This window comes from Candidatus Woesearchaeota archaeon (assembly GCA_026394965.1).
In the GTDB taxonomy this organism is placed as follows: domain Archaea; phylum Nanobdellota; class Nanobdellia; order Woesearchaeales; family 0-14-0-80-44-23; genus JAPLZQ01.
In genome coordinates this window covers 1-13,393 of record JAPLZQ010000033.1, presented here as the reverse complement: position 1 = coordinate 13,393, position 13,393 = coordinate 1, and the positions used below count along the sequence as shown (strand labels likewise).

At 41.3% G+C, this 13,393-nt stretch carries 12 protein-coding genes; 10 read left to right on the top strand and 2 right to left on the bottom strand.

The window, feature by feature from the left end; all coding sequences use genetic code 11:
* The 3 genes from gpmA to NTV63_01495 all read left to right on the top strand — a co-directional run.
* Nucleotides 1-120: 2,3-diphosphoglycerate-dependent phosphoglycerate mutase (gpmA, locus tag NTV63_01505; GenBank protein ID MCX6709615.1), on the top strand; the 120-nt coding region annotated here is incomplete at its 5' end.
* 77 nt (nucleotides 121-197) lie between these two features.
* Entirely contained in the window at nucleotides 198-695 is a 498-nt protein-coding gene (locus NTV63_01500) for a hypothetical protein (protein ID MCX6709614.1), read from the top strand.
* Nucleotides 696-853: 158 nt separating this feature from the next.
* Complete coding sequence (locus NTV63_01495) at nucleotides 854-2,038, top strand: hypothetical protein (protein MCX6709613.1); 1,185 nt, start codon at nucleotides 854-856, stop codon at nucleotides 2,036-2,038.
* A gap of 89 nt (nucleotides 2,039-2,127) precedes the next feature.
* Here NTV63_01495 and NTV63_01490 read toward each other — a convergent pair whose 3' ends face one another.
* Nucleotides 2,128-2,538: a hypothetical protein gene (locus tag NTV63_01490; GenBank protein ID MCX6709612.1), complete on the bottom strand. Its 411-nt coding sequence runs from the start codon at nucleotides 2,536-2,538 to the stop codon at nucleotides 2,128-2,130.
* A 109-nt stretch (nucleotides 2,539-2,647) separates the two neighbouring features.
* Between NTV63_01490 and NTV63_01485 the strand changes: the two genes are divergently transcribed.
* Entirely contained in the window at nucleotides 2,648-3,133 is a 486-nt protein-coding gene (locus NTV63_01485) for a small multi-drug export protein (protein MCX6709611.1), read from the top strand.
* A complete protein-coding gene (locus NTV63_01480) occupies nucleotides 3,115-3,567 on the top strand; it encodes a hypothetical protein (GenBank protein ID MCX6709610.1) in 453 nt (150 codons plus the stop codon). The genes NTV63_01485 and NTV63_01480 overlap by 19 nt, the downstream gene beginning before the upstream one ends.
* Here the strand turns inward: NTV63_01480 and NTV63_01475 are convergent.
* Complete coding sequence (locus NTV63_01475) at nucleotides 3,564-4,631, bottom strand: NMD3-related protein (GenBank protein MCX6709609.1); 1,068 nt, start codon at nucleotides 4,629-4,631, stop codon at nucleotides 3,564-3,566. The two genes, NTV63_01480 and NTV63_01475, sit on opposite strands and share 4 nt — an antisense overlap.
* A gap of 135 nt (nucleotides 4,632-4,766) precedes the next feature.
* Between NTV63_01475 and sepF the strand changes: the two genes are divergently transcribed.
* From sepF to NTV63_01450, 5 genes are all read left to right on the top strand, one after another.
* Nucleotides 4,767-5,189 (top strand): cell division protein SepF, encoded by a 423-nt coding sequence (gene sepF / locus NTV63_01470; GenBank protein ID MCX6709608.1) that lies wholly within the window; start codon nucleotides 4,767-4,769, stop codon nucleotides 5,187-5,189.
* Between the two features lie 708 nt (nucleotides 5,190-5,897).
* Nucleotides 5,898-6,953, top strand: a complete 1,056-nt coding sequence (locus NTV63_01465; GenBank protein MCX6709607.1) for a hypothetical protein — start codon at nucleotides 5,898-5,900, stop codon at nucleotides 6,951-6,953.
* A gap of 425 nt (nucleotides 6,954-7,378) precedes the next feature.
* Nucleotides 7,379-8,083, top strand: a complete 705-nt coding sequence (locus tag NTV63_01460) for a hypothetical protein (GenBank protein ID MCX6709606.1) — start codon at nucleotides 7,379-7,381, stop codon at nucleotides 8,081-8,083.
* Between the two features lie 32 nt (nucleotides 8,084-8,115).
* Complete coding sequence (locus NTV63_01455) at nucleotides 8,116-8,412, top strand: hypothetical protein (GenBank protein MCX6709605.1); 297 nt, start codon at nucleotides 8,116-8,118, stop codon at nucleotides 8,410-8,412.
* A 292-nt stretch (nucleotides 8,413-8,704) separates the two neighbouring features.
* On the top strand, nucleotides 8,705-13,393 hold a 4,689-nt coding region (locus tag NTV63_01450), incomplete at its 3' end, for a hypothetical protein (GenBank protein MCX6709604.1).

Sequence of the window (13,393 nt, the reverse complement as noted above, 5' to 3'; positions counted from 1 at the left end):
ATCCCCCTTGTTTATGAGCTGGACAGGAAATTAAATCCCATAAGGCATTATTACATAGGCAACCCTGAAGAAATCAGGAAGGCAATTGAAAAAGTGGAAAAGCAGGGAAAGGCAAAATAATCACTATCATAAAGTAGTATTCTAAGAAAAGTTTTATAAACCCGATTTGATTTCTGTCTCATAAGCGGGGTGGCAACATGGGGCTTGAAGACGAAATCAAAAAGATGGACAAGGAACTGAGAGAAAAAATATTCAAGATGAAAGACAAGCATTTTGAGCCGAAAACATTCCCAAAATACAAGCCCGACTACCAAAAATGGGCTCTTGACATTTATGAAAGAAAAGGGCAGCAAAAGCCGAAGAAATTCTGGAAGATTACTGAAGATGAGTTCAGAGGGATGTATGTCAGGATAAATGTCTGGAGGGAAAAATACTCCTGGTTCTACACAGAATTCCTGGTGAATTACGAGAACCTTACAAACCAGAATGAGAATGACACTGATATAGAGAAGAGAATAAGGATTAAGTCGCTTCCATTAAAGGAATTAAGGGCAAGATACGAGTCAATAACAGGAGTCTACAAAAAAGCAGAGCCAAAAGCAGAGCAGAAAGAAGAATCAAGGGAATCAGGCGCTGGATCAGGGCTTGAGCGGGCGTCAGATGACAATTCGCCTGAAATTTCCGAGGATTACTGAAGAGAAGAGCAGGCAGTTTTCTTTTTTCTGTATTATTTTCTTATTTTCTCTTCTTTTTTCGCTTTCTCAATTTTATTCAATTATTTAATTCTATAAACCCTGATTTAATTCAGCTGAATTCTAAAGATATTTATACCAGAATAAATTTAAGGGAAAAGATGGAAAAGAGCGACAGCAAAGAGGGAATTCTCGGGTATTTGAATCAAGGTGAGCTTGAGGGCATAATAAGGAAATCCCGCTCAGTGAAAAGGGCTGTCTCAAAGGGAGTCCCTGAAGAAGAGGCAGTTAAGATTGTGTTTGACGCCGAGAAAAAAGTGGAAAACGGGGAATGGATTGAGCTTTACAAGCACTCAACATACGGAAGCAATCCGGAATATCCGCAGTCAGTTTCAACAGTAAGATACTGGGGCTCCCCTGAAGCCATAATTGAAAGCCCAAATCACATTCCAAAAACAATAAAGCGGATAAACGAGATTTTCCGCAAGCAAAAGAAAAATGAGCATATAAAAAGCGAGAACTGCATAAAGACAAACGACAGGTTTGTGATAAAAAGAACAGGAGAACTCGTAACATTTGATGAAATACAGAAAATGCTCCCTCAAAACAGGCTTAGGAAAAGCGACCTTGCCTACAGGATTGGGCACAACATGATGGAAGCGCTTTTAGCGAGAGGAACGATTGGAATCACGCATGAACTTGACTCAGGCGCAGGAACAAGAGAAAACAAGTACAACAAGAAAAGCATACTTTTCGGCGCAGGCGAAGACACATTAAACCGCGAGAAGATAAAGGACATCTACAAAAGGTATTCCGGAATTACACTTACCGAAGAAGAGGCAGATTTGAAGGTGAAATGCTATGACAGCGGGCACTTTGAAATCCCCATGATGAAATACTCAGCAAGGGAAAAGATAAAGGAGCTCTTCCAGGAATACAAGAAAATCAGCCTTACAGATGATGAAGCAGACAAGCTTCTCAGGGAATATGTTCCTGAATCTCAGATAGAGAAGATAATGAACGGAATAAGCACAAATGGGCAGAACGGATTAAGGAAGATGCACGCCCATTGGGAGATAAAGAAAATGTACCAGGCAAAAGCAGATGATGAAAAGGAAAAAACAGGGAAGGAAAAAGGAATAGAAGGATTAATATGCGCATTTTTTGTTGTAGCAACCCTTTACAGTTTAAGCACAATAAGCCCTTACAGCCCAACAGGATTTGCAGTATTGGGAACAGAGATACCGACAAGAACAGCTGCATTTGCACTGCTGCTCATTGCCGGATTCGTGTTCTTCTCAATAAGCGCAAGAGTGAAAAGCAGGGAAAAAAGCGCAACAGATTGAATATGCGTGAAGAGCATTGGCAAAAATTTTTTATTAAAAAAAATGATAAATCAGGATTATAGAATATTAAATTAAAGATTATTAAATTTTTAAAGCGCCTTTATGTGCCTGTAGAAAACCATTGCAGAGTTGTATTCCTTCTTAATATCATCATATTTCATATTGCCAATCCTCACAAGGCGCTCTTCCCTTGTCTCATCAGGGTGAAGGCACCCCATAATGCTGTAATACCCTGAAAGAAATGTCTCATAACGCCTTCTCTTCTTGTTCTCGTAGAAATTTATCCCGAAATACATGCCGTTAAGCTGCCTCTTGTCCTTTTTCCAGAAATTCTTCGGAAGCTCCTTGCCCCTGTTCCTATGCCATCTCACAAGCCAGTCCTGAACATCCTCTTTTGTCCTGGGATACATTACCGGAGCAAAACTCTCTCTAGGACAGTTTGCCATGTAATCATTTGTATAATCATACAATTCCTGAATGTAATATTCAAGGTTTGGCATAAACCCTGAAAAACAGGGGAAGTATTTAAAACTTTCTATTTGTAACTATTGATTAGGGACGATTATTCTTATGAAAGTTTTATATATGAATTGCGCAGAAGAAAAGCAGATGAACACGCTCATAACAGCAATAATACTAAGCATCCTTCCAATTTCTGAACTGAGGGGCGGAATCCCTGCTGCAATATGCGGGGGAATCCCGTATATCTACGCATTCCTGATATGCACTGCATTTAACATAGCAATAATTTTTCCTACTTTCTTTTTCCTTGACTACATCAACAAACACCTTCTTAAGATAAAGCTGTATAGGAGATTCTTTGAGCACCAGGTTAAAAAAGCTCAGGAAAGGGTGAAAAGCTCAATTGACAGATACGGCTATCCCGGGCTTTCAGTGTTTGTCGGAATCCCCCTGCCCTTCACAGGAGCATACACTGGAACACTTGCAGCATGGGTGCTTGGGATGGACAGGAAAAAGGCAGTCCTTGCAATAGCATTGGGAGTTGTCATGGCAGGAATCATTGTCACAGCAGTAAGCGTTCTCGGGATAAGCTCATTAAGGATATTTGTGAATATGTGCGCATTCCCTTCGTAGGATGGTTCCTTGACAAGTTTGAGAGAAAGGAGCAGATGAAAAAGCTGCCTGGAAAGGGCGCACTGTCGCTGTTTTTCGGAGTGCTTCTCACAATAAAGCTTTTCCCTGAAAATATCGCCTATGCCTCAATAATGATACTTGCAATAGGAGACCCTGTGTCGCATTTTGTAGGAAAAATCTTCGGAAGGATAAAGACGCCGTGGAACAGGATAAAGATGATTGAGGGCAATCTCGCAGGCGCAGTTGTTTCAGGGATTGCTGCATCGGCGCTTGTCAATCCGCTTTTTGCCTTCATAGCATCCTTTTCAGCGCTCCTTGTGGAAACCATTGAGATAAAGATGAATGAGAAGATAATAGATGACAATATAATACTGCCCTTAACAGCAGGAACAGCAATGCTTCTCCTTGAAACATATGCTTCTGCATTCATTTAAACAAGATACACTATGTCGTTGTAAACAACAACCTTCGCAGAATTCTTGCCCTTGTATTTTGAAGAGACAAACGGATTTTTAAGATTCTCAGGAACAACTGCCTGAAAAGTTTCAGGATGAAGCAATAGGATGTTGGGGCGCTCCTGTATAATCTCAGCATTGCCCTTGGTAAGAACTTGAATCCTGCAGTCCTTTGGCTTGAAGGAAATCTTCTTCCCTGTCTTAAGGTCCTCTGCAACCACCCCTTTTGAGAATTCAAGAACGCGCACAAGAGTTTCCTTTCCGCTCTCTTCAGTCAGCGCAATTATGCTACCGGGAGCGTATTCAGGAACCCTCAAAAAGGAAGATACCCTGAACAAGTCCTTTCCGTTCCTGTCCTTTGAGAAAAGGCGCTCATTTATCTTAAGTTCGCACCCAAACCTTGCTGCAATCTGCCTTGCAAGATTAATAGAAGATGAATTTGAGGTTATGTAAAAGTCAGTCCCATTAGAAGTATCATCCTCTTTTGTTATGAAAACTCCCTTTTCATTCTGAGCCAGAATTTCCCCTTTAATATATTCACTTATTTCCTCAAAAATCCTTTTGGATTCGTCACTTTTCCCTTTCCTAAGCTGGATTATCCCCTCAAAATACTGGCTCTTCTGCTTGGCGCAGATTTTGCATCTCTTAAACCTTATTTCCATGGGAAAAGAGTAATCCTCGCTGAATCTTATCTTCTGGTTTTCCCTTGCAGAAGCCCTAACTTTCACATTAAGGGTGCCTAAAACCTTAGTGCCTTCTGCCCCGCTGTGCTCAGGAAGGACAATCCCATGCTCAAACCTTAAATCAGAAAAACCATCTCCTGCTTTCACATGCTTTACAAGGAAATTTGAGATGAAAGAGTCAAGGTCAGGAAAGGCTGCCTTGTCTGAAATGAGGATTTTGCCGCAGGAAGCGCACTTTTCCATTGAAATATCCTTAAAGCCCGCAACAATCGGGTTGTTCTTAAGATAGCACTGCCTGCACAAGCGCTCAATCTCAGCCTTTTTCCCGCAGGATATGCATAAATCCCCTTGCTCTTCCATGAAAAGGGCTATTGAACGCTTCAATATAAATCTTTATCGAAAAATGCCGTTTTTAGAATACAAATCGCAAGTTTTAAATATCTGTTAATAAATTTTTAAACTACACGTTTATGATTGCAAAAGGAGGCTAAAAAAATGGCAAATTTTTTCTCAAAAGTCGGCTCAAAGATAAAAAAGAGCTTCAGCCGCGGAGATGAAGAGCTCTTTGAAGAATCTGACAAGGATTTTGTGGAGCTTGAAACAGCAGGCGCATCAGGCGAAGTCAAGGTAATGGTAAGGCCCTATGTCCTCAGTGATTTTGCAGACATAAAAGAAATCCTGGACGCATTGAGGGAAGGGAACACAATCGCGATGATAAACATAAAGCCCTTAAAAGAGAAGGACATGATTGAACTGAAAAGGGCAATCAACAAGCTCAAGAAGACATGCGACGCGCTTGAAGGGGATGTTGCAGGATTCGGCGATGATTACATTGTTGCAACCCCGAAGTTCGCGCAGATTTTCAGGACAAAAAGCACGCCTGACATCGCAGCCGAAGCGGGAGATTCTGAAGAGTAAAAAAAATTTATTTAATAATTATTTTTTCTATAATTTTTTTCACTGGTTCTGTATTACGAATGCATTTCACAACACGCAGATAACACTTTACACTATTAACTAATTAACAGCAAAAATCCCCGACGGAAACAAAAAAAGCATTTCTTCTGTTTAATTGTCACTCTACGTGATATACAAACGGTTTGTCACATCAAAGTTAAACTAAATGAATTACAAATTCTGTATCGGTAAAAATTTCGTATTCAAATGGTGACATAAGGGAGTTGTCTACCGGGTGTGAAGAATGGCTTTTTCGGTAATGGATTCTCTATTTTCCACGTCGCAAATTCTTATAAATGAGGTTATTCTTAGAAGTGCATATCAATCATTTGCTATACAGGAATGATAAATAAATCCACATGATTATGAGTTGGGGGTGCGGAAGATTAACTACGGCAAAAAAGCGGGGATTGTTACAATAGATTCTCAATCGTATCTTCCGGCGTTGATTTAATGATATAAATTTTCACAGATAATTAAAACATCATGCTAACACTGGCGAAAGCCTGTGTGCGGTCAGGCGAGGGGTTGCGGTGAGTAACTGACATCAGGGCTAAGCCCACATGGCAACTCCAAGGAAGCTGTCCGGGCGTCTGAAAGGATGCCGAAAGGAAAAAGCGGGAATGCAAAGCGTTCCTGCTTTAGATGAAAACAACGGAGGTTAAGAAAATGGACAAAAAATTTTTTGGACTTGTAATGGCTGCCATGCTTGTCCTGATGATTGTGCCAGTTAAGGCGAACTCAATCGGCACAGGAATCACAATAGGAATGGAGACTGAACAGTTCAAGCCATTAATATGGATGTGCGGGAGCAGAGTTCTCTTCGACGACAACCTTGAACCAGCAGATCTGAATATGCAACAGAGAATAACAAACTATGCCTTCACAGGCGAGCAGATACACTGGGATGTTCTCGTAATGGACAAAAACGGAATTGAGAAAGTCAAGGACGTTTATGTCGCAGTAGGAGAGCAGGGCTCAGAGGACTTCATTGAAGCCAACTGCGCAAGAGATGAATTAGCAACAAGCGTAAGAGATTGCAATGCAAGGATTGGAGAGGAAGAATTAGAAGAATTTGATCCTCTTACAATGGGAGCATACCATTGCGTCTTCACAGTTGAGCCAACAATGCACGGAGAATTCTGGGTTCACGCAACAGTTGTTGATTTGGACGACCAGGCTACAACAGTTGACGAAGATGAATACTGGTTCTTCAACCCAGCGATTAACCTGAAAATAACAGGCGAACTCAACTTTGGAGTTGTCAGGCCAGGAACAATGTCTTATTCGCCAACACTTCTTGTTGGAAACGATGCAGAGCTACTCTCAGGAGTCCTCCTTGATATGTTCATATCAGGAACAGACTTCTACGACCCAGCACACTCTGGAGCAAAGTGCCCAACAACAAACCAGCTTGAATTACAGGGTGATAAGGATGATGGGATCTACAACTTCGCTTACTATGCAGTAAATGGAGCTTACTCAACAGTATCAAGCGATGAGAACTATGTTCCAATACAATACGGCGACAGCTTTGTTGAGTTTCCAGGCACTATGGCTGGAAAAGAGATTATTGTATCTGGAAATCAGTACGGAGGATATTACCTTGGAAACGTCCTCACACCAGGATCTGAAATGTCATTGACATTCAGGCTTGCACTGCCAGAACCATGCAACGGCGACTTCACAGACGGAAACATCTTCTTCTGGGGAGAAGCTATATAAGAGTGTTGTAAAAATTTATTTTTTTTCTTTTTTTTAATTTTTTAACAATTTTTCAAATATTTTTCAAACAAGGATTTTAAGGATTCACGCTCATAAATTCACAAAATTATTTATCAAAAAAAAGGGGAAAAATCAGAAGCGAAATAAAAAAAGAGGGGATTTTGAATTCTGTTGTAAAAAAAAGTAGGGACATCTCCCAATGCTGTTTTTTGGAAAAGTTAATAAAACAATACTTCCTTAATATTTATCTGTTAAGTGTTGAGGGTGGAACAGGTTGATTTGATTTTTTCCTGAAAATATTATAATTTAAAAAAAAGAAGGTGGTTTTTAGGTGAAAAAAGGGGTTGATTTCTTTTCAGCCAGATTGATTTCTGCAGTTCTTTTTCATCAGAAGCCGCAATAAAAAACAAGGAGGCTTTAGAAAAATGGAAAAAAGGATTTTAGTGCTTTTTATTGCAGCAATGCTTATGCTGCTGCCTGTAAAAGCCAATTCAATCGGGACAGGAATAGGAATAGGGATGGAAACAGAGCAGTTCAAGCCGTTAATATGGATGTGCGGCGAAAGGTTTCTTTATGATGACAATATAGAAGGCGGAAGGAACGGGTGCGACCAGAGCTGCCAGGTAGGGTGCCAACAGTTCAACAACTGCCTTGATGAAAGGACAAAAAACTACGCATTCACCGGAGAGCAGATTCAGTGGACAGTCCTAGTTATGGACAAGAACGGAATTGAGAAAATCAAGGATGTCTATGTCGCAGTCGGCGAGCAGGGAAGCCCTGATTTCATAGAGGCAAACTGCGAAAAGGCGGGCGGAGAAAGAGGAATAGACCCATTCTGCAACGCAAGGATACTTGAGGAAGAGCTAATTGAATTCAAGCCTGATGTAATGGAGTATTACACCTGCACATTCACAGTTGAGCCGGGAATGCACGGCGAATACTGGGTGCACTCAGCAGTTGTTGACCTTGACGACCAAACCACAACAGTTGATGAGGATGAATACTGGTTCTTCAACCCGGAGATTGGGATTAAGGTAACAGGAGAACTGTATCAGGAACTGACTTCTACGACCCAGCACACTCCGGGGCAAAGTGCCCAACAACAAATCAGCTCTCGCTTGGGAGCATAAGGTATTACGCAGTAAACGGAGCTTATACCACAATGGATGTTGCTGCAGTGCTTGACTTTTATGCAAGCATTATCCCGGGATTTGCCATAACATACGGACCGCAGTGGCCTGATATGGAAGGGTATCTCCCAATAAACTACGGCGACCACTTTGACACAGGCTTTTACTCCTTCAATGAGATTATGACAAGGGGGCAGCTTGGATACACAGAAGCAAATGTGCTTTCGCCGGGTGCTGAAATGGCATTGACATTTAAACTGACACTGCCAGAGCCGTGCAACGGCGACTTCAGCGACGGAAACATATTCTTGTGGGGAGAGGCAATTTAAGGATTAAATAGATACCTCCGTGGCTTTTTTGGAGCCCAGGCGGGCTCCATTTTTAATTTTCTGATAATTCTTCTATTTCTTTTTACTACACCTAAGTTACTATTTTAGAAAGATTTATATAATTCCATGTATTTTCTTCACTAATTAGGGGTTAAAAGTCAGCATTAGCTTTAGGTTGGAGAAACCTTTCTCTGACGGCTTTAACCCTGTGCGCATAACAGCGCATAAAACAGTCCCGACGAAAATCGGGGCAAAGGCAGATAAAATTCATTAATTCGAGTGGGGGTATAAAATGAATTCCAAAAAAACAATTAGCGTCTACAAACTGTTAGTTTTCTTTTTGATGATTGCACTCATCACCGCGTATCCCGTGGCTTCGGCAACAGCAATGGTATGGACAACCGATGAATCAGGGAACATAAAAACGGATTTTGCTCCTGAGGAAACGGTTTATATTTCTGGAAGCGACTTTGAAGCCGCAAGCGCAGAAAATCCTGTGCAGATACAGGTAACAAGACCTGCAGATTCTGAAGGTATTGTAACTACTCATGTATGTAAGGATGATACTTGGTGTCCATATTCTCTCCCCACAACTTCTAATTTCTCATTATATCCCTACATTCTCGACGGCATTGAAGGAACATATTTCCTTGACGCCAGCGACGGAACAAATACTGCACACTTTGAGTTTACTGATTCGAGAACAACAGTTAGTGCTACTTTAAACACTTTATCTTCTGTTACAGTTTTATCAGGTGCTTCAATAACAGCTGCCGTAACAGGAACATTAACAGACTATAGTGATTGGGAGGGAACTTTCTGGAAAATCAGCACAACTAGTAGTGCAATGACCTGTGTGAATACAAATGATGAGAATAATGCTGGTACATATACCAAAACATTTACTATTACTGCGCCAGCTTCAGTAGGAACATATAATGCTTATTTTCAAATTTCTGGTGAAGACGATTGTCATAACCGTTTAGGAAATCTTTTAACAATGACGGGTGCAGTTAAGGTCGTTGAATGCTTGCAGAATTCTGATTGCACCTCAGGGAAAACATGCAATGCACAAAATCAATGTGTAACATCTTGCACCCCAACCACAGAAGTCTGTGATGGAGTTGACAATGATTGCGACGGCTCAATTGATGAGGGATTCGATGTTGGAGCAGCATGTGACGGAGCAGATTCTGACTTATGTAAAGAAGGAACATATGTTTGTTCAGCAGGAGCTGCAGTATGCAACGATGTTACAGGAAGCACAGTAGACATCTGCAATGGAGTAGATGATGATTGTGATGCTGCTAGCCCAGATGGCTCAGAAGATCCTCAAAATGGTGTAGCATGTGACGGAGCAGATTCTGACCTATGCAAAGAAGGAATAAAAAACTGCATAGCAGGAGCATTTTCCTGCAGCGATGCCACAGGAAGCACAGTTGAAGTTTGCACTGGGGGATTAGATGAGGACTGTGATGGTGCAATAGATTGCGCTGATTCTGACTGCCAGCCATGCATTACTATTGTTGCTGATAAGGTTATATGTGATGCTGAATCAAAGCTTCCTAATTGGGGCGGCGGAGCAAGTGATATTAGTTCAACAACTGCTTCAGATTATGTAAATAGCCATTCTGGATGTGCGCTTACTCAGGACTGGTATTTCCAATGGAGATTTGGTGGAAGCAATCCAGGAGATAATCTAGATGACGCAGGTAGCCCTTGGACTACCTTCGATCCAACTGATTCTAATGGAAGAACAAGTGTAATAATAAGCAAGGCAGACAACAGCCTTTGGTTCAGAGAAAGGCTTAAAGCAGGCTATGTCCAATTCACAGGAGATGGCAGCTCTAATGATGTGACTGCCGAGTTTTACTGCGATGGGGACGTCCTTAACTATGATAATTATGATAATTTGAATGGCTCTGCCATAACACACGGCTCTACATTCTATTGCGTAGGATTCAACGCTTTAACTCAAAACTGCGGTAATGGAGTAGTTGAAGGAACAGAACAGTGCGACGGCGGATTATGCTGTAATACTGATTGTACTTTCAAGACTTCTGCAACAACTTGCAGAATTTCAGCAGGCGATTGCGATGTTGCAGAAGCATGCACCGGTTCAAGCGCAGCTTGCCCCACTGATGGAGTCCAACCTACTACTTATGTATGCAGAGCTTCAGCAGGCGTTTGTGATAAAATGGAAAATTGTGATGGTTCAAGCGCAACTTGTCCAACAGATACTTTCCAGTCACATACAACTATTTGTAAGGCTGCAGCTGGCGTTTGCGATGTTGCAGAAGCATGCACCGGTTCAAGCGCAGCTTGCCCATCAGATACATTCGCACCTTCTACAACTAGATGCCGCCTTTCAGTGGGTGCTTGTGATGTTGACGATTATTGTTCAGGAAGTTCTGCAACTTGCTCGGCTGATTTAAAATCAACTGCAGTATGCAGACCTAGCTTTGGTTCTTGCGATGTCGCTGAAAATTGCGACGGAATAAATAATGCTTGTCCAACAGATGCTTTCGTACAAGCTCAAGTAGAATGCAGAGCTGTTGCAGGAGTATGTGACGTTGCAGAAGCATGCACCGGTTCAAGCGCTAACTGTCCCGCTGATGCTGTTCAACCTAATACTTATGTATGCAGAGCAAGTGCAGGTGTTTGTGATAAAGTGGAAAATTGTGATGGTTCAAGCGCTACTTGCCCAGCAGATACTTTCAAACTAGCTCACACTGATTGCGGAACATGTCAAGAGTGTGATGGAAATGGTCAATGCAATGTAATGCCGACAGACGACACGGAGTGTGGAACAATTGATTGTGATGGTCTTGATGTAACTTGCAGAAATTATTATGATATAACAACAAGCAGATGCAAATCTTTGGGTGCATGCAAATCTCCAAATTCAGGGGACTGCACTGTTTTTACAAATGCAATTTTAAACACACCTTGCGAAGCAGACCAGTTATTCTGCACAGTTGACTATTGTGATGGAAACGGCGCCTGTGCCTTCTTGAATAATAAGGATTGCTCAGCAAATAATCTGCCAGAAATAGCAAAATGCGATAATATCCTAGATAATTTCTTATCAACATTTGATTATGCTGCTGCAATTTACGGTATCTGTGATGAAACTAATGATAAATGTGATTATGGCGGGACACAGACACCAACGCACACATGCGCAGATGCTGATGCAGCTGACGGAGAACCTATTGTTCTTCCTGCTGGCGGTGTAAGCACATGCTCAGCAGAATGTGATGGTTATGGAACAGAATGCCAGCCATACATAGGCGCAGATGATTATTGTTATTATAATGGACAATGTAACACAGCTTCAACTGCATGCACATGCAGCTGGACTCAAGATGGTTATTGCCCAGCACCAGGAACAGTAAAAGATAACACCTGTTATTATGGAACACAATCATGCACAGCAGACGGTTGCGGATTATCAACTGCACCTATGGACTGCAAAGATACATGTGATGCTTTGCTTGGACCAATTGATACAATAGGACCAACAACCTCTGATTTAGTTGTTACCAAGGTTCCTGAAACATGCATGATAAATATTCTTGCTAATGAAACAGACACCTGCTCAAATATTGCAGCTACAGAATATTTCTTGGGAGGAAGCACATGCGGAGCTGATGGGACAGGCACATTAATGGATGCAACTGATGGAAATTTTAACAATGTTTTTGAAGAAGTCATCAAAAGGAATGTTCCTGTTTCTGACGGCAGCTTAAACATCCATGTCAGAGGAAAAGATGCTGCAGGAAATTGGGGTTCATGCAAAACAATACATTTTGATATAGACTGTATAGCTCCAAATTACCCAACATGCTACATAGGGAATACAAATCCATATTATAACCCTCAAAATGTTGGCGCATTAATTAATGGAGAGTGTAATGCTGATGAAAAATTAATCTGCGGAACAAATCCTGCATTAACTGCAAATATCTGCGATACTGAAAAAAGAATACAGCTGGCAGAATACTTTGTTGATGAGGATTGTGATAATCCTTCTCAATGTTTGAATTGGAATGGGATACCAATGGATGCAACTGATGGGACTTTTGATGAATTATGTGAAGACGTTCAAGCTACCGTTGATATAAGCACCTTAAGTGAAGGAACCCATTATCTCGAATTACACGGAAAAGACGGACAAGAAAATTGGGGAAAATGGACATTTTCTCCTAGAGTTTCTTTCATAAAGGATACAACAAAGCCAAAGACAGAAAAAACACTGACTCCTGCTGATGGAATGAAAGTAGAATGCTCTGAAACACAGGCGAATGGGCAAACATTGACAGACGGATGCTATTATGTAAAGCAGGGCACAACTATCACATTAAAAGCAAATGATTTCAATCCGGACAATACTGCAAACGGCGGTTATAACAAATTGCCGGGAGAATATGCTGACGAGGTTGTCATACACTATAAAGTGTACTGGAGATTGACTGAAAGTGATCCTTGGACTGTTGATCAGGAAGGCCAAGGAGTTATGAATCAGGATGTTATCCTAACATTAGGCAAGGATTCATACCATTTAATTGAATACTGGTCAACTGACGGATGCAATCTTGAGGAAACGCATCACTATGAATTGGATATTGTTGACACGCAAGCACCAAGCTTAGTGAAGAGCATAGTTGGTCCTTCTTATGGAGCTTGCTTACCTCAAAGCCCAAGCGATGTATGCTTTATTGACGGTGTTACAAAGATACATGTGGTATCTGTAGATCCAGAGCCCCATCCTGTTGATAGTGTTACATGCGACTGGGATTATACAGTTACCGATGGGGAAAAGACAGGGACTGGAGCAACTAATGTTGTTCCTCCTTTTGATATTAATTTCCCAGAGGAATCGACACATGTTTTGACTATAACATGCAAAGATGCTTTAGGAAATTCAATTACAAATGTTGAAACATTCCAGGTTGATAAAACACCTCCAACAACAACA